At 64.1% G+C, this 23192-nt stretch carries 22 protein-coding genes; 8 read left to right on the forward strand and 14 right to left on the reverse strand.

Annotation, left to right across the window (positions count from 1 at the left end; genetic code table 11):
* The first annotated feature begins 18 nt into the window (after positions 1-18).
* Positions 19-873, forward strand: coding sequence for an SDR family NAD(P)-dependent oxidoreductase (locus tag QN413_RS08065; RefSeq protein WP_323496109.1), 855 nt, complete (start codon positions 19-21; stop codon positions 871-873).
* Here QN413_RS08065 and QN413_RS08070 read toward each other — a convergent pair.
* From QN413_RS08070 to QN413_RS08110, 9 genes are read right to left on the reverse strand one after another with little or no spacing between them, the layout of a single operon-like run.
* Positions 846-3092 carry a molybdopterin oxidoreductase family protein gene (locus tag QN413_RS08070; RefSeq protein ID WP_323496110.1) on the reverse strand — a complete coding sequence of 749 codons (2247 nt, stop codon included), beginning with the start codon at positions 3090-3092 and terminating at the stop codon, positions 846-848. The genes QN413_RS08065 and QN413_RS08070 overlap by 28 nt on opposite strands.
* Positions 3089-4219 (reverse strand): iron-containing alcohol dehydrogenase, encoded by a 1131-nt coding sequence (locus QN413_RS08075; protein ID WP_323496111.1) that lies wholly within the window; start codon positions 4217-4219, stop codon positions 3089-3091. Before QN413_RS08075 ends, QN413_RS08070 begins: the two co-directional genes overlap by 4 nt.
* A gap of 12 nt (positions 4220-4231) precedes the next feature.
* Positions 4232-5473 (reverse strand): Zn-dependent hydrolase, encoded by a 1242-nt coding sequence (locus QN413_RS08080; protein ID WP_323496112.1) that lies wholly within the window; start codon positions 5471-5473, stop codon positions 4232-4234.
* A 30-nt stretch (positions 5474-5503) separates the two neighbouring features.
* Complete coding sequence (locus QN413_RS08085; protein WP_323496113.1) at positions 5504-7189, reverse strand: ABC transporter ATP-binding protein; 1686 nt, start codon at positions 7187-7189, stop codon at positions 5504-5506.
* Entirely contained in the window at positions 7186-8028 is an 843-nt protein-coding gene (locus QN413_RS08090; RefSeq protein WP_323496114.1) for an ABC transporter permease, read from the reverse strand. The genes QN413_RS08085 and QN413_RS08090 overlap by 4 nt, the downstream gene beginning before the upstream one ends.
* A complete protein-coding gene (locus tag QN413_RS08095; protein WP_323496115.1) occupies positions 8025-9002 on the reverse strand; it encodes an ABC transporter permease in 978 nt (325 codons plus the stop codon). Before QN413_RS08095 ends, QN413_RS08090 begins: the two co-directional genes overlap by 4 nt.
* Before the next feature lie 19 nt (positions 9003-9021).
* Positions 9022-10614: an ABC transporter substrate-binding protein gene (locus tag QN413_RS08100; protein WP_323496116.1), complete on the reverse strand. Its 1593-nt coding sequence runs from the start codon at positions 10612-10614 to the stop codon at positions 9022-9024.
* Positions 10611-11621 carry a fatty acid desaturase gene (locus tag QN413_RS08105; protein ID WP_323496117.1) on the reverse strand — a complete coding sequence of 337 codons (1011 nt, stop codon included), beginning with the start codon at positions 11619-11621 and terminating at the stop codon, positions 10611-10613. The genes QN413_RS08100 and QN413_RS08105 overlap by 4 nt, the downstream gene beginning before the upstream one ends.
* Positions 11618-12661, reverse strand: a complete 1044-nt coding sequence (locus tag QN413_RS08110) for an alpha/beta fold hydrolase (protein ID WP_323496118.1) — start codon at positions 12659-12661, stop codon at positions 11618-11620. The genes QN413_RS08105 and QN413_RS08110 overlap by 4 nt, the downstream gene beginning before the upstream one ends.
* 297 nt (positions 12662-12958) lie before the next feature.
* Between QN413_RS08110 and QN413_RS08115 the strand changes: the two genes are divergently transcribed.
* Positions 12959-13507, forward strand: coding sequence for a TetR/AcrR family transcriptional regulator (locus QN413_RS08115; RefSeq protein ID WP_323496119.1), 549 nt, complete (start codon positions 12959-12961; stop codon positions 13505-13507).
* A 37-nt stretch (positions 13508-13544) separates the two neighbouring features.
* Here the strand turns inward: QN413_RS08115 and QN413_RS08120 are convergent, their stop codons facing one another.
* Positions 13545-14906 carry an aspartate aminotransferase family protein gene (locus QN413_RS08120; protein WP_416352160.1) on the reverse strand — a complete coding sequence of 454 codons (1362 nt, stop codon included), beginning with the start codon at positions 14904-14906 and terminating at the stop codon, positions 13545-13547.
* Between the two features lie 132 nt (positions 14907-15038).
* Between QN413_RS08120 and QN413_RS08125 the strand changes: the two genes are divergently transcribed.
* From QN413_RS08125 to QN413_RS08135, 3 genes are all read left to right on the forward strand, one after another.
* On the forward strand, positions 15039-16034 hold the full coding sequence (locus tag QN413_RS08125) for a LysR family transcriptional regulator (protein ID WP_323496121.1): 996 nt from the start codon (positions 15039-15041) through the stop codon (positions 16032-16034).
* Positions 16035-16119: 85 nt separating this feature from the next.
* Positions 16120-16689: a hypothetical protein gene (locus tag QN413_RS08130; RefSeq protein ID WP_323496122.1), complete on the forward strand. Its 570-nt coding sequence runs from the start codon at positions 16120-16122 to the stop codon at positions 16687-16689.
* A gap of 24 nt (positions 16690-16713) precedes the next feature.
* Positions 16714-17304, forward strand: a complete 591-nt coding sequence (locus QN413_RS08135; RefSeq protein ID WP_323496123.1) for a hypothetical protein — start codon at positions 16714-16716, stop codon at positions 17302-17304.
* Positions 17305-17406: 102 nt separating this feature from the next.
* Here QN413_RS08135 and QN413_RS08140 read toward each other — a convergent pair whose 3' ends face one another.
* From QN413_RS08140 to QN413_RS08155, 4 genes are all read right to left on the reverse strand, one after another.
* A complete protein-coding gene (locus QN413_RS08140; protein ID WP_323496280.1) occupies positions 17407-17817 on the reverse strand; it encodes a hypothetical protein in 411 nt (136 codons plus the stop codon).
* A gap of 59 nt (positions 17818-17876) precedes the next feature.
* Complete coding sequence (locus tag QN413_RS08145; protein ID WP_323496124.1) at positions 17877-18068, reverse strand: hypothetical protein; 192 nt, start codon at positions 18066-18068, stop codon at positions 17877-17879.
* Between the two features lie 98 nt (positions 18069-18166).
* Entirely contained in the window at positions 18167-19585 is a 1419-nt protein-coding gene (locus QN413_RS08150) for a sensor histidine kinase (protein ID WP_323496125.1), read from the reverse strand.
* Between the two features lie 3 nt (positions 19586-19588).
* A complete protein-coding gene (locus QN413_RS08155) occupies positions 19589-20263 on the reverse strand; it encodes a response regulator (RefSeq protein ID WP_323496126.1) in 675 nt (224 codons plus the stop codon).
* Positions 20264-20396: 133 nt separating this feature from the next.
* Here QN413_RS08155 and QN413_RS08160 point away from each other — a divergent pair, with 133 nt between their 5' ends.
* From QN413_RS08160 to QN413_RS08170, 3 genes are read left to right on the forward strand one after another with little or no spacing between them, the layout of a single operon-like run.
* The gene (locus tag QN413_RS08160; protein ID WP_416352156.1) at positions 20397-21422 is read left to right on the forward strand and encodes an ABC transporter substrate-binding protein; all 1026 of its coding nucleotides are present in this window, start codon (positions 20397-20399) and stop codon (positions 21420-21422) included.
* Between the two features lie 2 nt (positions 21423-21424).
* A complete protein-coding gene (locus QN413_RS08165) occupies positions 21425-22210 on the forward strand; it encodes an ABC transporter ATP-binding protein (RefSeq protein WP_323496127.1) in 786 nt (261 codons plus the stop codon).
* A 43-nt stretch (positions 22211-22253) separates the two neighbouring features.
* Positions 22254-23120 carry an ABC transporter permease gene (locus tag QN413_RS08170; protein ID WP_416352157.1) on the forward strand — a complete coding sequence of 289 codons (867 nt, stop codon included), beginning with the start codon at positions 22254-22256 and terminating at the stop codon, positions 23118-23120.
* Positions 23121-23192: the final 72 nt, after the last annotated feature.

Genomic DNA, 23192 nt, shown 5'->3' on the forward strand with positions numbered 1-23192 from the left:
TGATCAATGGACTCATTCATGACACACCCAGCACTTACACCCGGTTCCGTCGCCGTGGTCACGGGCGCCGCCGCCGGCATTGGCTTTGCGGCCGCGCTACGTTTTGCCAAGTTGGGGCTCAATGTGTGCCTCGCGGACATTGACGTCGACCAACTTTCACGCGCGGCGAAACAGGTCGCCGCAGTAGCTTCCGGCGGTGAAAGCCAAGTCATTTATCAGCAAACCGATGTCGCCGAAGTCGAAGACCTGCAGCGGCTGGAGCAAGTGGTGAGGGACCGCTTTGGCGGCACGGATGTCTTGATGAACAACGCCGGTATCCAGCCGGGCAGCACTGTCTTCGGGCCTGTCGAAAACTGGCACCGGGTGCTCGGCGTGAATCTGTGGGGTGTAGTTCATGGGGTGCAGGCGTTCGTGCCTTCGATGATCCGGCGCGGCCGACCTGGTTGCGTGATCAACACCGGCTCCAAGCAAGGCATTACGACCCCGCCGGGCGATCCGGCATACAACGTGTCCAAGGTTGGCGTCAAAGCATGCACTGAAGCGCTGCAGCACGAATTGAGAAATACGTCGAGCTGCCAAATCAGCGCGCACTTGCTTATTCCGGGATTCGTGTTTACCCAACTCACTGCACAAGGTCGAGCCGAAAGGCCTGCCGCCGCATGGACACCCGAGCAGACTGTGGACTTCATGATGGAACGATTGGATGCCGGAGACTTCTACATCCTGTGCCCGGACAATGACGTGCCGCGGTCGCTCGACGAGAAGCGCATCCTGTGGGCGGCTGGCGATATCGTCGAGAACAGGCCACCTTTGTCCCGTTGGCTTCCCGAGTACCAAGAGGCCTTTCAAAGCTTCAGTCGCGCATTGGAGTGAGCCGGCTCCGGTTGAACCGGCCCTATCGGCTCCAGACTTCGCTCCCATGCCGCCAGCGTGAAGCCGGCCGCCAAGCCGTCGGACTTTGTACTGGTGGGGAGCCCGATGGTCCCTAGTGGAAAAAGCGGCGCTATCTCCACCGCAGTGTCGTAATAAGTAGCGCCGCGGCCGATATCGGTCAGCCCGTCGGAGGTCACGGCGTTCGAGTTTTCCCCGTCCGCCGACTTCTTCTGCCACCAGATCGACGGCGCCACCAACACGCCGGGGCGCACCTTGGTGTTGACGCGCGCGTTCACGGTAAAGGTGCCACGCTGGTTGAAAACTCGCACGCGGTCGCCATCTGAAATTCCTCGCGCGGCAGCATCGGCCGCATGAACTTCGACCCACGGCTCACCAACTTCTTTGATCAGCGAGTCGATCGACGAGAAGCTTGAATTCAAATAATGCCGCGCAGGCGGTGTCAGCAACATCAACGGAAATTGCTTCGCAAGCTCGGGGTTTCCCAATGACGATTCCCGCGGCGGAATGAACTCCGGCACGGCGCTCCATCCCTGTTTCGCCGCGGAGGCACTCTCGAACTCGCACTTACCCGAAGGCGTCGGGAAGTTGCCGTTGGCAAACGGCGCATAGCGGTCCGCCACGTCGAGCCGCTGCCAGCCATTGCGCTTCAGCGCATCGAAATCCAGCGTCGCATTGACGGGCGCTGTCATGTCGTGAGCCTGTCGCGCGACCTCTTCATCGCTTTGCTTGAAGCAGTCGTCGTCGTAGCCCATGCGCGCTGCCAGCCGACGAAACAGCTCGGCGTTGGAGCAAGCCTCGCCAAGCGGCGCGATGGCCTGCTGGTTGAGCATGGTGTAGAGCGTGCCGTAAGGCCGATGCACATCGAACTGCTCCAGCTGCGTCGTGGCGGGCAGCACGATGTCGGCGTAGTCGCAGGTGTCGGTCAAAAAGATCTCGTGCACGACGGTGAACAGGTCGGGCCGCAGGAAGCCCTGGCGCAACAGCATGTTGTTGGGAGCGACCGCCATCGGATTCGAGGCGTAGACGAACATCGCCTGGATCGGCGGGTCATTCAACTCGTTGAGGGCGCGGCCTATCTGCGCCATGTTGACGCTGCGCGGCGGATGCGCCGGGTCGGGCAACAAGTGCCGGCCATCGAGCGCAGCCAGGTCGATCGCGTGCGCCCCTGCGTTGTCGAGCAACACGCCGCCGGCCGCTTCGCGCCATGCGCCGGTGAGCGCCGGCAAGCAAGCGATGGCGCGCACCGCATTGCCGCCGCCGGCATGGCGTTGCAGGCCGAAGTTGACGCGGATGGCGCTGGCCCGCTCGGCGCCGTATTCGCGCGCCAATTGGTAGATGTCGTCGGCATCGAGCCCGGTGATGCCGGCAACCACGTCGGGGGTGAAGTCCGCCGCACGCTTCGCCAGCGCATCGAAGCCAAGGGTGTGCTTGTCGATGTAGTCGCGGTCGATCAGGCCCTCGCGGATCAGCACATGCATGATTCCGAATGCCAGCGCGCCATCGGTGCCGGGCAGCGGCGCCAGGTGCCAGTCGGCCTTTTCCGCCGACTGCGAGCGGTAAGGATCGATCGCGATCACGCGCGCTCCCTTGCGGCGCGCTTCGGCAATGCGCGTCCACAAGTGCAGGTTCGAGGTGATCGGGTTGGTGCCCCACAAAATGATCAGCCGCGACTCGGCGAAGTGCGTGATGTCGGTGCCGATCTGCGCACCGATCACGGTGTTGTAGCCCATGCGGCCCGCGGTTGCGCACAGCACGCGCTCGGGTTGCGAAGCGCCCAGCTTGTGGAAGAAACGCCGCGGCATGCCGAAGTTGTGCACCAGCCCGAGCGTGCCCGAATACGCGTACGGCATGACGCCCTGCGCGTCGACTGCGGCGATCGCTTTCAGCTTTGCCGAAACGATGTCGAGCGCCTCGTCCCAGCCGATTCGCTCGAAGCTGCCCTGCCCCGGTCCCTTGCCGCCGACGCGGCGCATCGGGTACAGCACGCGGTCGGGGCTGTAGGTGCGCTCGAGGTAGCGCGAGACCTTGGTGCACAGCACGCCTTGCGTGGTCGGGTGATCCGGGTCGCCCCGCACCTTGGTCGCAACGCCATCCTTCACCGTGATCAGCATGGCGCAGGTGTCCGGGCAATCGTGCGGACAGGTGCCATGGACGATGCGTTCGGCAACCGTGTCGGCAGCCGCGATGTCGGTGCTCATTGGTAGGCTTCCGTGAACAGGGCCGCCAGGTTCTCGCGCGTCAGCGGACGCGGGTTGGTCGGTGTCGAATGATCGGCCAATGCGCCGTCGACGATGTGCTCCAGCACATCGGGTGGCACGCCCATGGCGCGCAGGCTCGTCGGCAGTCCGAGCCGCAGGTTGAGCGCCTGCACCGCATCGGCCAGATCGACACTTTCGTCAAGCCCGAAGGCCGTGCGCAACCGTGCGTATTTGTCGCCCACGTGGTCCGCGTTGAAGCGCAACACGGCTGGAAGGATGACCGCATTGACTGTGCCGTGGTGCAGTGACGGCGATGTGAGCGCGCCCAGCGGGTGCGCCAGCGCATGCACCGCGCCCAGACCCTTTTGAAAGGCCAGTCCGCCCTGGATGCCGGCCATCATCATCTCCCAGCGCGCCTGCCGGTCGTCCGGGTGCGTCACGGCACGTTCGATCCAGCGCCATGCGCGTGCCGCGCCGTCGAGCGCGATGGCCTCGGCCGGCGGATTGATGCGGGGCGAAAGAAAAGTCTCGATGCAGTGCGTGAAGGCGTCCATGCCGGTGCCCGCCGTCAGCGCAGCTGGCATGCCGAGTGTCAGGTCCGGATCGCACAGCGCGCGCCGGGGCAACAGATGCGGGCTGACGAACACCAGCTTGCGGCCGTCGCGCAGCCGGATCAGCGCGCCTCGGCCGACCTCACTGCCGGTGCCGGCGGTCGTGGGCACGGCGACGATCGGCGCCGCGTGCGCGCCGATCAAAGGCATCGCGGCCATGCCGGCATAGCGCGCGAACGGACCTTCGTGCGTTGCCATCAATGCCACGCCCTTGGCCAGGTCGATCGGCGAGCCGCCGCCGATGGCGACCAACCCGTCGCAGCCTTCCGCGAGGTATTGCGCAGCGGCGGCTTCCACTGCCTCTTCGGTCGGATTGGGCGGCGTTCCGGTGAACACGGCGACGTCGTCCGGCGAAGGCAATAGCGCGAGGATGCGGGCGAGGATCCCGGTCTGCACGATGCCCGCATCGGTGACCAGCATGGGTCGCCTGATGGCGAGTTCAGCGAGCACGCCGGGCAGCAGCGCAACCGCGCCGGCCTCGAGCTCGATGTGCGTCAGATAGTGAATGGCAGCCATGGGTCGTGTTGCTCAGGCAGCCGCGTGCAGCATGGCGTCGAGCAGCACGTTGCAGCCGGCGGTCAGGTGCTCTGGCTTGGCGTCTTCGATTTCGTTGTGCGAAATACCGTCCTTGCAGGGGACGAAGATCATCGCCACCGGTAACTGGCTCGCGACGTACACCGCGTCGTGGCCGGCTCCGCTCACCACGTCCATGCAGCTATAGCCGCGCGTCTGCGCGCCCTGGCGCACGCCTTCGACAAGATGGGGTGCGAAGGCGGTCGGCGGGAAGTACACGACCTGTTCGATGTCGACCTTGGTCCGGGTCGCGGCAGCCACTTCGGCACAGGATGCGCGGATCTCGGTGTCCATCTTCGACAGCGTTTCGTCGTCGATGTTGCGCAAGTCGGCGGTGAACTTCACGCGGCCAGGGATCACATTGCGCGAGCTCGGGAACACGTCGACCGTGCCGACCGTGCCGCGACCGTGCGGCGCGTGGCGCAGCGCGACGGCTACGGTCTCCTGCATCAGCCGGGTAGCGGCCTGCAGCGCGTCGCGGCGCAACGCCATCGGCGTCGGGCCGGCGTGCGCCTCCTGGCCGGTCACCGTGATGTCGTACCAGCGCTGGCCGAGCGCACCGGTCACGGCGCCGATCACGATGTCGGCGTCTTCCAGCACCGGGCCCTGTTCGATGTGCGCTTCGAAGTAGGCCGCGAAGAGCGGTGCGCCGGCCGATACGGCAGCGGCCGTGTCGCCGGCGTAGCCGATGGCCTTGAGCGCGGCCTCGACGCTGATGCCCTCGCGGTCGACCGCAGCCAGCGCGGTGGCGAGCGTGAAGGCGCCGGCATACACGCCCGAGCCCATCATCACGGGCACGAAGCGCGAGCCTTCCTCGTTGGTCCAGATCGCCATCTCGAGCGGTAGGCGCGTCTGGATGTCGTGGTCGTTCAGCGTGCGGAACACTTCCAGCACCGCCAGCACACCGTAGTTGCCGTCGAACTTGCCGCCGGTCGGCTGCGTGTCGATGTGGCTGCCCGAGGCCACCGCCGGTGCGTCGTTCTCGCGACCGAAACGGCGCGCGAAGATGTTGCCGATCTGGTCGATGCGAATGGTGCAGCCGGCCTCACGAGCCCAGCCGATGACCTTGTCGCGGCCTTGCCTGTCCAGGTCGGTGAGGGCCAGGCGACAGACGCCGCCGGCCGGTGTGGCGCCGATGGCGGCCAGTTCCATCAGGCTGGCCCAGAGGCGGTCGCCGTTGATCGATAGCGTGCTCATGTGGTTCAGTTCCTTGTACGTGATGGCCGCTCAGGCGGCCCGGGAAAGAAGTGCGGCGCCAGGCGCCTGCGTCGGATTCCATTGCTGGCCGGGCACTGCGGCGATCAGCCGTTGCGTGTAGGTGTGCTGCGGGGCGTCGAAAATCTGCTGCGAACTGCCGCGCTCGACGATGCGGCCACGGTGCATCACGAGCACCGTGTCGCATACCTGTGCCGCCACGCGCAGGTCGTGCGTGATGAAGACCAGCGCGATCTGCAACTGCTGCTGCAACCGATGCAGCAGCGCCAGCACCTGCGCCTGAACCGATACGTCGAGAGCAGAAACCGACTCGTCGGCCACCAGCACCTGCGGGTCGAGCGCCAACGCGCGTGCGATGCCGATGCGCTGCCGCTGGCCACCGGAAAACTCGTTCGGATAGCGGTCGAACGATGAATCTTCCAGCCCGACCAGTGTCAGCAGTTCGCGCGCCCTGGCCTCGGCCTGGGCCCGCGTCTTGCCGCTCGCGACCGGGCCGTCGCTGACGATGCGACCCACCGTCTGGCGTGGATTGAGCGAGGCGAACGGGTCCTGAAAAATCATCTGGATGTCCTTGCGCAGCGGGCGAAAGGCGTGCGCCGACAGCGCGGCGATGTCGCGGCCGTTGAACAGCATTTGCCCAGCGTCGACCGACACCAGCTTCAACAGGCACTTGCCGATGGTCGACTTGCCTGAGCCCGATTCGCCGACGATGCCCAGCGTCTCGCCACGGCGCACCGTGAAGCTGACATCGTCGACAGCCTGCACCACGCGCTTGGTGCCGAACCAGCCGCCGCCGGTGGCGTAGGTTTTCTTCAGGTTGCGCACGTCCAGCACGGGAACGCTGTCGGCCACGGCCTCGCGCACGGCGCTGCGCCGACGCGGCACGGCGGCTATCAGACGCTGCGTGTAGGGATGCTGCGGTGCGTTGAGTACCTGCGCCGCCGTGCCGACCTCGACCAGCACGCCTTTCTCCATCACCGCCACGCGATCGGCGATCTCGGCGACCACGCCGAAGTCGTGCGTGATGAACATCACGCCCATGCCGCTGGCGCTGCCATCGCTGCCGCCTCGCTTGCTGCGCTGGATCGACTGGATCAGCGCAAGGATCTGCGCCTGCGTGGTCACGTCCAGCGCGGTGGTCGGTTCGTCGGCGATCAGCACAGCCGGTTCGAGTGCCAGTGCCATCGCAATCATCACGCGCTGGCGTTGGCCACCGGACAGGCGAAACGGGTAGGAATGCCGGATCACGTCGGGATCGGGCAGGCCGACAAAAGCGATCAGCTCACGCACGCGGCGCGCCACCTGCGCGGTGTCGCGCACGCCATGCACCTCGAGCACCTCGGCGATCTGATCGCCCACGCGCATCACCGGGTTCAGTGCCGACAACGGCTCCTGGAAGATCATGCCGATGGCGCTGCCGCGCAGTTTGCGCAGTGCGGTTTCCGGCAGGCGCAGCAGATCCTGGCCCTGAAACAGGATGCGGCCGGCCGAAGGCTGCATGTACGAAGGCAGCAGGCCCATCACGGCATTGGCGCTCATCGACTTGCCCGAGCCGGACTCGCCCACCACGCACAGGATCTCACCCGCATACAGCGTGAGATGGATGTCCTGCACGGCGAAGGCGCGGTCGCCGCCGCCCGGGATCGGGATCGACAGGCCCTCGATCTGCAACAAGGGCGAGCCTGGGCTGCCGCTCATCGCTCGCCCCGGTTGCGCAGATGCGGGTTCAGCGCATCGTTCAAACCTTCACCGATCAGGTTGACGGCCAGCACCGTCAACAGGATCGCCAACCCCGGCAGAAAGCTCATCCACCAGGCCTCGCGAATCATGGTGCGGGCGGCACCGATCATGAAGCCCCAACTCATCAGGTTGCGGTCGCCCAGGCCGAGGAAGGCCAGCGCCGATTCGGTCAGGATGGCGGTCGCGATCATCAGCGAGGCGGTCACGATGATGGGCGACATGGTGTTGGGCAGGATCTGCGTGAAGATGATGCGCGGCGCGCTCTGGCCGATGACAACGGCCGCCTGCACGAACTCGCGCGAGCGCAGCGACATGAACTCGCCGCGCACCAGCCGCGCCACAGGCGGCCACGACACCACGGCGATGGCGGTGATGATCGACGTCAGGCTGGGCTGGAAGATGGCGACCAGCACCACGGCCATCGCCAGCGTCGGGATGGTCTGGAAGAACTCGGTCAGGCGCATCAGGACGTCGTCGATGCGGCCGCCGTAGTAGCCGGCGACGGCCCCGATCGAGATGCCGATGAAGGTCGCCACCGCCGTGCTGACCAGCCCGACCAGCAACGACACGCGCGCGCCGTAGGCCAGCCCGGATGCGATGTCGCGGCCCAGCATGTCGGTGCCGAGCGGATAGGCCGCATCGGTCAACGGATCGAGCAAAGGTTCGCCGACGGCGTTCCAGGGGCTGCCGGGGAACACCAGGCCGGCGAACAGCGCCACCAGCATCACCACGCCGACGATGACGAGGCCGACCACGGCACCCTTGTTGCGCGCGAAGCGTCGAAAGAAATGTCTCATGAGCTGGCCTCGATGCGCGGGTCGATGAAGCGGTAGAACACGTCGGTCAGCAGGTTCACCAGCACCACCAGCACGGAGGTCACCAGGAACACGCCGAGCAACACCGGATAGTCGCGCTGGATCAACGCGTCGAACATCAGGCGGCCGATGCCGGGCCAGGCAAACACGGTTTCGGTGAGCACCGCGCCACCCAGAATCTGGCCGGCCTGGATGCCGGCGAAGGTGAAGACCGGCAGCACTGCGTTGCGCAGTACGTGGCGGCGCGTGATCTGCCCGGCCGGCACGCCCTTGGCGCGCGCCGTCTTGACGAAGTCGAGCGAGCCGACTTCGAGCATCGAAGCACGCGTCAGGCGCGTGTAGATGGCAGTGAAGAACAGGCCGAGCGTCACGACTGGCAACACCATGTGCTGCATCACGTCCCAGATGCGGGCTGCACCGGTGAGGCCGCCGCCGATGGTCTCCATGCCGAACGGCGGCAACCAGTCGAGGTGAATGGAGAACACCAGCATCGCCATCAGCGAGACCCAGAACAGCGGCGTGGCATAGAACAGCAACGCGCCGGACATGATGAGCGAATCGGCCAGCTTGCCGCGGCGCACCGCCGCCATCACGCCGAGAAGGACGCCCAGCAGCAGCGAAAAAACGAAGGCCGATGCGCTCAACAGCAGCGTGGCCGGCAGGCGGTCGAGGATGAGCTCGCTCACTGGCAGGTTGTTGCGGTAAGAGAAGCCCATGTTGAAGGTCAGCACGCCTTTGACGTACAGCCACAGCTGCATGTACAAGGGCTGATCGAGCCCGAATTGCTGGCGCAACTGCGCCAGGAACTGGGCATCGCCAGCGCCCGACTCCCCGGCGATGACGGTCGCCGGATCGCCCGGCGCCAGGTGGATCAGCAGGAAGTTGAACACCACCACGCCCAGCACCACGAACGCCGCCTTCAGCAGCCGCTTGAAAAGAAACTCGAGCGAGTTCATTCCGACCTGCAGGCGAGCGTTACTTCGAAATCCAGACGTTGTCGAGCGACTCGTTCAGGCCGATGCCGGTCGTCACCAGGTTGTGCACCTTGTTGCGGTAGAGCGTGGCGTACTGCATTTCGATCAGGTAGCCCACCGCCACGTCGTCGACCAGGATGCGTTGAGCTTCCGAGTACATGCGCTGGCGGGCGTCGGCACTCTTGAGCAGGGGCGCAGCGCCCAACAGGCGGTCGACTTCGGGGTTGTTGTAGCCGTGGTTGTTGCCGAACGGCGTGCCCTTGATGATGTTGGTGCTGACGTAGTTGCGCGTCACGCCGATGGCCGGGTCGGCGTATTGGTAGAGGAAGTTCATCGTCAGGTCGAAGTCGAAGTCCGAAACCTTCTTCGACCAACCGGCCGGGTCGGTCGCCTCGATGGTGACCTTGAAGCCGAGCTGCTCCAGTTGCTGCTTGGTGTATTCACCCAACCGGTCCCAGACCGAGCCGTAGGGAATGGGCAGCACCTTGATGGTGTAGTCGCCCGGCTTCACGCCCGCGTCGGCCAGCATCTTTTTGGCCTTGACCATGTCGTAGTTGTAGCTCGGGACGTTCTTGTCGTAGTAGAGCGTGGTCGACGCGATCGGACCGGTCGCGACCTTGCCGACGTTGAAGAAAATGTTCTTCAAAACGAAGTTGCGGTCCATTGCATACATGATCGCCTGGCGCACTTCCTTCTTGTCGAACGGCGGCTTGCGCAGGTTCATCTGCAGCCACAGGTTGGGCGAGAACATTTCCCAGCCGGCGGTGGTCACACCGACGTCGGGCAGCTTCTGCAGGCGCCGCACTTCGAAATTCTCCACGTCGCCGCCGCGCAGCACATCGACCGTGCCGCGCTCGAAGGCCACCGCACGCGAGGCCGCGTCGGGGATCACGCGCAGGTAGATCTCGTCGAGGTAAGGCAGGCCGGGCTTGTAGTAGTCGGGGTTCTTGACCAGGTGGATGTACGAGCCGCGCTTCCACTCCTTCAGCTTGAACGGGCCTGTGCCGATGGGCGTGTTGTTGGCCGGATTGGTGCGGTAGTCGGTGCCGTCGTAGATGTGCTTGGGCACGATCGGCATCGTCGACACCTCGAAGGCATAGATGAAGGGGTTGAACGGTTCCTTGAGCCTGAACACCACCTTGTCGTCGCCATCGGCCTTGACCGACTCGACGCGCTGGTTCATCAGCGCGCGCAGGCGCGGGTGCGTCTCACGCAGGAACTTATCGGCGGAGAACACGACGTCGGCGGAGCTGAAAGGCTTGCCGTCGTGCCACTTGACGTTCTTCTGCAGCACGAAGGTGTAGGTCAAATTGTCGGGCGAGATGGTCCACGAGGTGGCGAGCGAAGGCAGCGGTTTCAGGTCGGGCCCGTACGTCAGCAACGATTGGTAGATCTTGCTGGCCGCGAATTGCGTCGGGCCGAGTTGGTTGAGGCCCAACATCAGCGACGGCGGTTCGGGCTGCACCAGCATGTTGAGCGTCCCGCCCGACACCGGCTTGTCTTGCGCCAGGGCCGCCCCCGGCAGCTGCGTGAGAAAGATGCTTGCGCCGGCAAGGAGCAGCCGCACGAGCAGGCTTCTTTTGTGTGCATTCATGGAAGTTTTCTTTCGGGGGTTGATGAAGACGAGGCAGGAAGCGAACGGAGATGGCGAAGCACGTCGACAGTGGCTGCGGGGTAGCCATCGACGATATGCGTGATGTGCGCGGCCAGCAGCGCATTGAGCCGGGGCAGCGCATGAAAAGGCACGGCGGGGTAGGCGTGGTGCTCGACATGGAACGGCATGTTCCAGGCAAAGAAATGCACGACGCGGTTGGTGTACGTGGTGCGCGTGTTCTCCAGCATGTCGGGCGAATGCGCGCAGCCGGTGTGCTCGGCCAGCAGGTAGGGGCGCAGGAACAACTGGCCGACCGCCAACGGGATGACCCAAAGCCAGAGCGCGGCCAGCGATCCGGCCGCCAGAGAGACGGCAATCACCACTGCGTAGCCTGCAAGGTAGCAACGCGCCTCGCGCACGATCAACGCTCGCTTGTCCTCCGGCACCCACGGTACGCTGACCTTGCCCAACACGCCATGGACGAACAGCAGTCGGGCCCGGCCGATCCAGATCGGCATGCCGGTCCACAGCCATGCGATGCCAGGACGGGTGTGCGGCAACGGCGCCGCGAGTTCGGGGTCCAGCGCAGGGTCCTGCGTGTGGCGGTGGTGCACCCAGTGGTAGGCGCGGTAGTACTCGTAGGGCAGGAAGATCGCGAAGCCGGCAAGGTGGCCGAGCAGGTAGTTGCCGGTGCGTGTCTTGAAAGCAGTCTGGTGCGCTGTTTCATGCACCGCCGTGAACAGGAAGGCGATGAAGTAGCCCTGCAGCAGCGTGAGCGGGACGGCCCACACGGTGCCGAGCGCATGCCACAGCGCGAAGCCGCCGAGCGCGATGGCGCTCAGGTGGCCGGCGGCGCGGCGCACGGCGGCAGCGTCGGAACGCACGGCCAGCGCCTTCAGGTCCTGCGCGCCGACGCGGAAAGTGGCCGGCTTGCGAGCGGCGCGCGGCGCGGCAGTGTTCGTCGCATGGTCGGGAGCGGCGGTGTCGATGTGGATGGAAGTGGTCATGTTGCAAGCAGCGTCTTGACGCGGGTTTCGATGAAAGCCCGGTCCTCCGGCTGGTTCACCGGGTTGCCCGCGCGATGGCCCCACACCGACGGAATCGGTGCGAGCTCGGCATTGCGAAGGTGCGCCATCTCGGCGCGGTTGTCGTCGACCTGGAAGTACAGGTCGTGATCGCCGGGCATCAGCAGCACGCGGGCGCGGATGGCGCCGAGCGCCTTCTTCAAATCGCCGCCATACAGGTCGTTGGCGCTGATGTCGCCGCTTTGCCAGGTTCGGAACTGCGCGAGCAGATCGGCCGGGTCGCGGCGCGCGAAAGTGGTCTCCCACGACGTCACCAGATAGTCTTCGAGCGACGAGGCGCCCAGCCCGCGCCACATCTCTTCGCGGTAGAAAGTCTGCGACAGTGCCCAGCCTGCGTAGACCCGGCCCATGGCGCGGAAGCCGCGCACCGGCCGCTCGGTGAACACGCCGTCTCGGTAGGCCGGGTCGGCCATCAGCGCGTGCATCGCGCCTTCGATAAACACCTTGTTGTGAGGGGCACAGCGGGCCGATCCGCAGACCACTGCGATGCGCTCGACCGCGTCCGGGAACAGGGCGGCCCAGTGATAAGCCTGCATCGCCCCCATCGACCAGCCGTACACCAGCGCCACCTTGTCGATGCCCCACAACTCGGCCAGCATGCGCCGCTGCACGTGCACCGCGTCGAAGTACGTCACATCGGGATAGCGCGTGCCGACGTCCGGCCAGGGCGTGTTCGAGGGTGAACTCGAAAGGCCGTTGCCGAACAGGTTGGGAATCACGATGAAGTATTTCGACGGATCGAGCGCGCCGCCCTCGCTCACCATGAACTGCGTGTCGTGGTGCTGCGCGCTGTACGACGTCGGGTAGACGATCACGTTCGAGCGGTCGGCGTTCAGCGTGCCGAAGGTCTTGTAGACGATCGACATGTTGCGGAAGGTGCGGCCGGACTGCAGCACGACGTTGCCGGCCTGAAAGACTTCGCTGTCGCTCGCGACAGCTGCCGATGCAAAGTCTTTTTTCATGTTTATCCGATTGGTTTGGGCGACTCGTGCATTGCACAGATCGCATTAACTATACGCGTCGTACAGTAACTACCTACGCAACAAACATGCCGGATTTAGGCGGACTTTGAAAGCCGTCGTGAGCGGCTTTGGTGCATTCCCCGCCGACATCGGCAACGACGCAGCCGATAACATCGGGACGCTATTCCAAGCGCTGCATGACCGGCGCTGCATCCACCGACGCTTCAGGACGCCCGCATGCCCCATCCCCTTGCCAAGCCTCGCGGTAGACCCCGTTCTGAACTCGCCGCCACGGCGGTGCTCGAAGCTGCGTACCGGCTGTGTGCATCGGGCGGCCTGCGCGGCGCGACCATCCAGGCGATCTGCGCTGAATCCGGCGTCTCGAAGATGACCATTTACAAGTGGTGGGACGGCCGGCTGCAACTGCTCATCGATGCCTACATGCGCCAGGCAACGCTGCTACTTCCCCTGTCGGAAACAGAGCCCCCGGCCAAGGCCATCAGGGCGCATGCGCAGAGTTATGTCACCGCCTTGCAGGGCGATTTGGGCCGCGTGCAAATGGCGGTGCTGGCCGAATGCATGGCGGAAAATGGGAACTCTGCCGTGTTCGTCGAACGGTATCTGAGCATCCGGCGCAAGCTGGGTGTCAGCGTGATCCGGCGCGGCCAAGCCGATGGCAGCATCTTGTCTCCGCGCCCGGCCGAGGCGTTATACGACCAGATCTACGGCACGATCTGGTACCGCTTCCAGTTTGGCCTCAGGGCATTGAACAAAGCTTTTGTCGATGGACTGGTTGAAGCGGTCCTGGCTGACGGCGCCGAAAAAAAACAGTCGAAGCCGGCCTGAATGTGGCGGCGCATCGGCAGCAAATTTCCAGAGCCGGTCAAGCCGTCTCGGCCAGGGCATCACCCAGCGCGTTGACCATGCGGTCGATCTCCGCCGGCTCGGCAACAAACGCCGGCGCCAATTGAATCGTGTCGCCGCCGTAGCGCACGTAGAAGCCCTTTTTCCAGCACGCCATGGCCACTTCATACGGCCGCCGCGCCGGCTCGCCGGGCAATGCCGCCAGCGTGAAGCCGGCCGCCAAGCCGTAGTTGCGGATGTCCACCACATGCTTGCTGCCCTTCAGGCTGTGCACCGCGTTCTCGAAGTACGGCGCGAGTGCCTGCACGCGCCCGACCATGTCTTCGGACACCAAAACGTCCAGCGCGGCGATGCCGGCAGCGCACGCCACGGGATGCGCCGAGTAGGTGTAGCCGTGCGGGAACTCGATCATGTACTCGAGCCCACCGGCGTCCATGAAGGTGTCGTATATCTCGGTCTTGGCGATGACGGCGCCCATCGGTTGCGCGCCGTTGGTGACCTGCTTGGCGATGTTCATGATGTCCGGCACGACGCCGAAAGCCTCGGCACCGGTCATCGCACCGCAGCGGCCGAAGCCGGTGATGACCTCGTCGAATATCAGCAGGATGTCGTGCGCCGTGCAGATGTCGCGCAAGCGTTGCAGGTAGCCCTGCGGCGGCACCACAACGCCGGCAGAGCCCGACATCGGCTCGACGATCACGGCGGCAATGTTCGACGCGTCGTGCAGCGTGATGAGGTCGAGCAGGCGGTCGGCCAGCTCGGCGCCTTGCGTCGGCATGCCGCGGCTGAAGGCATTGGAAGCCAGTTGCGTGTGCGGCAGGTGGTCGGCCTCTATGCCCTGTCCGAACAGCTTGCGATTGGCGCCGATGCCGCCGACCGAAATACCACCGTAGTTGACGCCGTGATAGCCCTTCTCGCGGCCGATCAGGCGTGTCTTGCTGGCCTTGCCCTTGGTGCGCCAGTAGGCGCGCGCCATCTTGAGCGAGGTGTCGGCCGCGTCCGATCCCGAGTTGGTGAAGAACACGCGATCCAGGCCAGCGGGCATCAGGCCCTTGATCTTGTTCGCCAGCTCGAAGGCCAGCGGATGCCCGAACTGGAACGGCGGCGCGTAATCGAGCTTGGCGATCTGGCGGCTCACCGCTTCGGTGATTTCCGGACGGCCGTGGCCCAGCCCGGTGCACCAAAGGCCGGACAACCCGTCGAACACCTTGCGCCCGTCGCCATCGGTGAAGTAGCAGCCCTTGGCCTCCACGATCATGCGCGGATCGGCCTTGAAGTTGCGGTTGCCGGTGTAAGGCATCCACCAGGCGTCGAGCGAGGTCGAGTCGGAATGCGTCCTGCTCTCGACCGCTGCGACAGCCGCAGTCGGAACATGTGAAATCACGGGGACGGCGGTGGATGCGGGCATTGGCAACTCCGCGCACGGCGCGGCCTCGGTGGATGGAGATGGCGCATTGTTCGGCCAGCCGTTAGTCTTGCAAATGGCCCGATATCACTGTTCACTTGGCAATTCATGAAAGTAAAGCAACCAACCGGCACTTCCGGCAAATTCCGCGCGGTGCTCGGCCAGCTGAGCGACATCGACCTGCGGCTGCTCAAGGTGTTCAAGAGCGTGGTCGAGTGCGGCGGCATGGCGGCGGCGGAGCTGGAGCTCAACATCGGCACCTCGACGGTGAGCCGCCACGTCAAGGATCTTGAAACCCGGCTGGCAATGGTCCTGTGCCGGCGTGGCCGGGCCGGCTTCGCGCTCACGCCCGACGGCCAGCGCGTCTACGACGAAACGCTGCGGCTGCTGGCATCGGTCGACGCCTTCCGCGACAGCATCGACGACATCCACCACCGCATGGGCGGCCAGCTCGAAGTGGCGATCTTCGACAAGACTGCGAGCAACCCGCAAGCGCACATCGGTGCGGCCATCGCGCTCTTCTCCGCCAAGGCACCGGACGTGGGTTTGAACATGCACGTCGCGAACATCAACACCATCGAGCGCGGCATCATCGACGGGCGCTTTCACATCGGCGTCATTCCGTCGCACCGTAGCTCGGGCAGCCTAGCGTATGCGGACCTCTTCGGCGAAACGATGCTGCTCTATTGCGGTGTTGGCCATCCGTTATTCGGCGCGTCACACGTCGGGCTGACATGGGAAAAGCTGCGCGCCCACGCTTTCGCCGGCCTGGGCTATCACTCGCCCAACATGGAACTGAGCCACCGTGCGCGGCTGCCGCGCAAGGCCACCGGCTTCGACCAGGAAGCGATCGCGACGCTCATCCTGTCAGGGCAGTACCTCGGTTTTTTACCGGACCACTACGCGGAGGCATTCGTGCAACGCGGGCAGATGCAGGCAGTGGCGCCGAAGCGCTTTCACTACGCGTGCCGTTTCGTCAGTCTGTTGCGCCGGTCGCCGACACCGTCCCGGGCGACGCAGCTGTTCGCGGAGTGCCTGGTGGTGGCGCATGCGGGCAAGGCGCTGCGCGGTGAAGATGCGGTGCGTCGGGTCGGGCGTTCCTGAACGCAAGGCAGTTGGGCGCAGTCACTACCGCTATTGCATCCAGCGCACTACACTCCGCGGCATAACGATTTCCGGGGAGGAAACAATGAAGACACTGCGTTTACATTGCGGGGCGATCTGCGCTCTTGCGATTTTCGCGACGGGGTGTGCGCAACTGAAAGCACCACCGTACGCAGCTGACTACGAAGCGCTTGACCGCCTTCATGCCAGCAAGCCCGGCACTGTTGCGGTAGCGACGACGCAGCCGACAGACCCCACCCAGGCCGTCAACAAGCTGTCACTGCGCGGCGCTGCGCTGCTGTCACCGAGTGGCAGCTTCGCCAAGTATTTCGAAGATGCGCTCATACGCGACCTCAAGGAGGTTTCGTCCTTCGACTCAAGCGCTGCTACACGCCTGGACTCGCGCATCCTGAAAAATGAAATCAGCGTTGGCGGCTTTGTGACCGGCACCGGCGTCATGGAGGTCGAGTTGACCGTGACGCGCAACGCACAGCAACGGCTGCACAAGATCTACCAGGTCAACACCACCTTCGACTCCAGCTTCGCGGGCATCGTCGCGATTCCTGCAGGTCAAGCGGCCTACCCTGATCTCGTTAGAACCATGTTGCGCGCGATCTATTCGGACCCGCTCTTCATCGCCGCTGTTGGCAAGTAATAACGCATAGCAAGAAACAACATCATGTCCATCATTCGAATTGGTCGCATCGTCGCCGCACTCGCATTCGTCGCAGTTCTGGCCGGCTGCGCGCACCCTATCGTCATGAACACCGACGGTGCTCCTGAGCGGATCGAGTCAAAGCTGCTTCAGAAGAAGGTGGCCTACGCCATGAACGACGCGGACCGAGCCAAGCAGGTCATCACGCCGGGTGGCGGAGGCGATCGTGTGAGCTACTACCCCTATCGTGATCTTGAAAAGTCGATCCGCGATGCACTGCGTTCCGTCTACCAAGACGTCGTCGTAGTCAAGACCGCGACCGATGCCAAGGCGATTGCAGACTCAGGTGCCGTCCTGGTGTTCACGCCTGAAATCAAGACCACCTCCAGTTCGCCGTCACCTTTCACATGGCCACCCACTGTCTTCTCGACCGAAATCTCGTGCCAGGTCACCGATGCCGCCGGTGTCGAAGTGACGCGCGTAAAGGCAACAGGAAATGGCATTGCCGAGTTCAGCGAATTCAAGGGCAACTTCGGTCTGTCTGCAAAGCGTGCAGCGGCGGATGTCACCGACAAGCTGGGTACTGCGATTTGGAAGAACGACAAGCTGCGGTGATCGGACGGCTTGCGGGCCAAACCCGGACACTCCCGTCTGTTGTCCGGCTTCCCCTGAGAGGAACGCCCTACGACATCAGACCAGAGGGGACCGCGCGCAGGCTCATTTTTCGAACAACTTGGTCACGCGCTGCCATGAGCGCAGCATCAGGCCCGCGCGTTCCACATCGGCCTGCGCGACCAGCGGGGTTTCTCCGACCTGTTTGCCATTCGAGCTCGCAACCACCTTGCCGATCACCGCGCCCTTGGTCACTGGCGCCTCCAGCCCAGGTTTGATCTGCACTGCGGTCTGCACCTTTTGACCGCGCGGCACGGTCACTGTCCATGGTGACCCCAGAACCGCGGGAACCGTGTCGGCCTTGCCGAAGTTGACCTTGGCAGCTGTCACCGCCGTGTTGGGCTGGATGGGCGTGGCCTGCTCGAAGTTGGCGAAGCCCCATCCGAGCAGCGAGCGCGTCTCGTCTGCACGTGCCTTTGCGCTGCTGGTGTTGAGGATCACCGTGATCAGACGCATCCCGTTGCGCTTGGACGACGTGACAAGACAGTAGCCCGCTTCCTCGGTGTGGCCGGTCTTCAGTCCGTCGACCGTGGGATCGGTGTAGAGCAGCGCAGGATGTCGATCACCGTCGCCTGGCTGTTGAGCGGCAGGTACATGCACGACTCGGTGCTCGATCCGCGGCACCAGGCGTACTCACTGACCGAAACAAGGTCTTCCTTCTTGAGCTTGCCCGATCGAAGCGCCTGCTCGACCAGGAAGCTGGTCATCATCTTGGTCAGTGACGCCGGCGGCAGCGCTTCATCGGGGTTGTCCGAGCGCGCTCTTGCCGTGACGGTGATCCACCAGAAGACAGCGCCGGTAAAACTCAGACCGTTGCTCGCCTGAACTGCACCGTCACCAACAGACCCTGCTTTTCAACAGGATGCGGACGCAACTGGACCGTGGCGTGAAACGCGCGGGCGATCTCCTGGACGATGGCAAGTCCCAGCCCTGTTCCATCGGGGCTGTCGGACGCTCGATAAAAGCGCTCGAACACGCGCCCTATCGCCTCGGCCGGAATTCCAGGTCCGTTGTCTTCCACCGACAGCTCGATGCCGTCCGCCGACTGCCGTACGCCGACCGTGACCCTGCCGCCTTCCTGCGTATAGCGCAGCGCGTTGTCGAGGAGGTTGGACACCAGCGCATCCAGGAGCGCGGGCTGGGCCATCACGTGCACGCCGTCGGCCGGCTCCGAAGCCTCCATGCCGAGATCGATCCGGCGGCGGTCTGCCAAAGCCGCCAGATGCTCGATAGCCCGCACCACAGTCGCGATCAGGTCCACCGTCTCCAGCTGCGTATGCGCATCGCCATGTTCGGCTTGTGCCAGCAACAGCAGTTTGTTGGTCACATCCACGAGTCGGCGGTTGCTCGTCTGCATGGCCAGCCACAGAGCGTCCATGTCTTCGCGACGCGTGCTCCAGTCGGTTCGGTGGCGCCGTGTGAAGCGGGCATATTCGATCTGAGTGGCCTGCATCATCAGGGGGGTGCGCAACTGGTGCGCCGCATCGGCGATGAAACGGCGCTGTGCCTGCGCATGCCGTCTCAGCTGGGCCACGAACCGATTGATCGTCTCGGCGACCGGGCGAAGCTCGCTGTGCAACTTTCCGGGGTCTACCACCAGATCGAAGTGCAGCGGATCGCTCGCAGCCAGCTGCTTGCTGAGACCGACGATCGGCCGCAACTCGAGCGTCAATGCCGCCGCACTCAACAAGACGGCGAGGAGCAATGCCACCAGCAGATACCCCATCGTCGGCCACCAGAGCGTGCGGATCATGTGATCCCTGCTGCGCGTGGTCTTTCCGACGGCGACGGTGATGCCTTGCGCTCCGGCAACGTCGTACATCGACCGCGTGGTCACGACGGCGCGCAATGCCAGTCCCTCGAAATGGGTGTCGTACCACTGTGCCTGGTCCACGCCTTCGGGCTTTCGTACCGACGGCAGCGGAAAGGCAGGCGAGCCCGCGAGCAGTTCGCCGTCTGCGCCCGAAACGCTCAGGACCACGCGGTCGCGATCGGGCGATACGAACAGGCTCAACGCCGACGGCGGAACGCTGGCCTGCACGGCATCGCCTTCCCAGATCAATCGGTCGGACAGCACCTTCGCGGACGCGAGAAGATCGTGGTCCTGCACGTAGTCCGCCACCTGCGCGGCGTTCTGCCAGCTGAGCAGGCCGCACACCGCGACGAACACGGACAGTGGCAGCAGCAACCAGACGGCCAGCCGGAGTCGCAGGCTGGCGAACACGCTTCAGCCCTCTTCGCGTTCACGCAGCAGATAGCCGATGCCGCGCAGTGTGATGATGGTGGCCCGGCTTCCTTCGAGCTTCTTCCGAAGGCGGTGGATGTAGATGTCGACTGCGTCGGCACTGGCCTCTTCGTCAAGGCTGAAGATGCCGTCCATCAACGACTGCTTCGATACCGTGCTCCCCACCTTGAGGATGAGCGTCTCGAGCAGCGCACGCTCGCGTGGCGGCAGCGTGAGCTCCTGGTCCAAAAGCAAAAAAAGGCGCGTGCGCAAATCGTATTTCAGGTCGCCGCAAGCCACATCATTGGCTTTGCCGGACATCTGACGCCGCACCAGCACCTTGATGCGCGCGACGAGTTCGCGGATCTCGAAAGGCTTCACCAGGTAGTCGTCGGCACCGATCTCCAGACACAGCACCTTCTGGTCGAGCGATGCCGTCGCGGTCAGCACAATGACCGGCACCGGATCCATGCGTTCGCGCAGCCGACGCAACACGCCTTTGCCCGACAGGCGTGGCACGTTCAAGTCGAGCAGCACGACGTCGTAGCGGGTCTGCTGCAGAAGCCGGTCGGCAGCGTCGCCGTCGTCCACGTGATCGACCAGAAAGTCTTGCTCCCGCAGCAGGCTGACGAGCCAAAGGGCAAGCTGGGCGTTGTCTTCGAGCAGGAGCAGTTTCATGGGGCGAACGGGCCTTCGATTTTAGGGAGAAGCCACTCGCGCTAGGGATAACCATGACAAAACAGACCAGCAAGCGAAAGCTCGCTGAAAGATCGCGCTTCCTAGACTGGGGCACATTCACAGGAGACGCTCCATGCTTCGTTCACGCTCAGTACTTCACCGCGCGCTGTTGGCGGCCACTTCAGGCGCCTTGGTGCTCATGGCGCCACTGGCCCAGGCGGCCGACGCGCCCATCACGATCATGGTGGGCGGCATCAACAAGATCATCTATCTGCCGGCCAAGCTGACCGAGGCGCTCGGTTACTTCAAGGACGAGGGCCTGAATGTCGAACTCCAGTCGCAACCTACCGGCGTCGATGCAGAAAACCAGCTGATCGCCGGTGCCGTACAAGGTGTGGTCGGCTTCTATGACCACACGATCGACCTGCAGAGCAAGGGCAAGGAGATCCAGGCGATTGCGGTGTTCTGCAAGGTGCCCGGCGAAGTGGAACTGGTCTCGACCAAGGCGGCCGCGGCCGGCTTCAAGAGCATGGCCAACGCCAAGGGAATGACGCTGGGTGTGACCGGGCTCGGATCCTCGACCGACTTCCTGACCAGGTACCTTGCCGACCGCCAGGGCATCGCGCAAAAAGACTATTCGTTGCTGCCCGTGGGTGCCGGCAACACTTTCGTTGCAGCCATGAAGCAGGACCGCATCCAGGCGGGCATGACCACCGAACCCACCATCTCCGAGATGCTGAAGAGCGGCGAGGCCAAGGTGCTGGTCGACCTGCGCACCGAGAAAGACACCGCCGCGGCATTGGGCGGGCTGTATCCGGCAGCCAGCTTCTACGTGCAGAACACATGGGCCGAGGCACACAAGGACCAGGCGACCAAGCTGGCCCACGCTTTTGCGCGCACCATGGAGTACCTGCACACCCACAGCGCGGAAGAAATCGCGGAGAAGGTGCCGCGCGACTACTACGGCAGCGACAAGGCCCTCTACGTCCAGGCGCTGGCTTCATCGCTGTCCATGTTCACGACCGACGGGAAGATGCCCGCCGGCGGCCCAGAGACGGTTCTCAAGGTGCTCGCCACCTACAAGCCACTGGTCAAAAGCAAGAACATCGATCTGTCCAAGACCTACACCAACGCCTACTTGGCAGCTGCGGCCAAGTGAGCATGGCAGACAATTCTCCCGCCATCGTCTTCAAGGACGTCTCGCTGCGGTTCATCTCCAATGACGGCAACGCGACGGTGGCACTGCGCAACTTCAACATGTCCGTGGCGCGCGGTGAGTTCGTTGCCATCGTGGGGCCGACCGGTTGCGGCAAATCGACCACGCTGAACATGATCACTGGCTTGCTTCGTCCCACCGTGGGCGAAGTCAAGGTGATGGGGCAACCGGTCCAGGGAATCGATCCGCGCATCGGTTTCGTCTTTCAGGCCGACGCCGTGTTTCCATGGCGCAGCGTGATCAACAACATCGCCGCCGGCCCGATGTTCCGCGGCATGGCCAAGAAAGAGGCGATGGAACTCGCCACGGAGTGGCTGCATCGCGTGGGCCTCGGCAAGTTCGGTGGCCACTATCCGCATCAACTGTCCGGTGGCATGCGCAAGCGCGTGGCGCTGGCGCAGACCTTCATCAACAACCCTGAAATTCTGTTGATGGACGAGCCTTTTTCTGCGCTCGACATGCAGACACGCACTTTGATGCAGGACGAGCTGCTCAAGCTCTGGTCGGGTACCGGCGGCTCGGTCGTGTTCGTCACGCACGACCTCGAGGAAGCCATCGCGCTGGCCGACCGCGTGTTCGTTCTGTCAGCGCGACCCGGCACGCTCAAGCGCGTGTACGAGATCGACCTGCCGCGACCGCGGGTGACCTCCGAGGTGCGCTACGACCCGCAATTCATCGAGCTCTCCAAGCACATCTGGGATGACTTACGCCAGGAAGTGGTGCTGACATGACAGCCAATACCCTTGTTTCCACACGTCTTGCGGAGCCCATTCGATGACTGAACTTGTTCTTCCCGCCGCGCTGCCAGCCATGCTGAGCGACGAGGCGCTCGCCCGCGAATCGGAGGCGGCCCAGCGCCGTATCCGCCAACGCCGCAGCATGATCATCGGCCTGCGCGTGCTGGTGCTGGTGATCGTGCTCGGCGGCTGGGAACTGGCCGCTCGCAACAAATGGATCGATCCGTTTTTCTACTCGATGCCCTCCATGATCTGGGACCAGATCGTCGAGTGGGCGCGCGACGGTACGTCGCAAGGCTCGCTATGGCGACAGGTCGCGGTCACGCTGGAGGAAACGGTGATCGGATTCCTGATCGGGTCCATTGCCGGGGTCATCTGCGGCATCCTGCTGGGCCGCAACAAGCTGCTGTCGGATGTGTTCAGCCTCTACATCCAGATCGCCAACTCGATCCCGCGTGTGGTGCTGGGCTCGATCTTCGTGATCGCGCTTGGTCTGGGCATGGCCTCCAAGGTGGCGCTGGCGGTCGTGATGGTCTTTTTCGTGGTGTTCGGCAACGCGTTCCAGGGTGTGCGCGAAGCGGACAAATACATGATCGCGAATGCCCAGATCCTGGGTGCCTCGCCCCGCCAGGTGACGATGTCGGTCGTTATTCCCTCGGCCATGTCGTGGATCCTCGCGAGCCTGCACGTGAGCTTCGGTTTCGCACTGGTCGGCGCAGTCGTCGGTGAATTTCTCGGCGCCAAAGAAGGCATCGGTCTCCTGATCTCGACGGCGCAAGGTGCGTTCAACGCCAGCGGCGTGTTCGCAGCCATGATCGTGCTCGCAGTGGTCGCACTGCTGGCGGACTTTCTGCTGACCTCACTTGAGAAACGCCTGCTCAAATGGCGACCCGCAGCGTTCTAGGAGGTGTTTATGTGTGACTTTGCCCCCGAAAAACGTACCCCTTGCTGAGTGTTTCAATTCAAGCAAGGAGAA

It is taken from the genome of Variovorax sp. LG9.2, from assembly GCF_035018885.1.
Taxonomy (GTDB): Bacteria; Pseudomonadota; Gammaproteobacteria; order Burkholderiales; family Burkholderiaceae_C; genus Variovorax.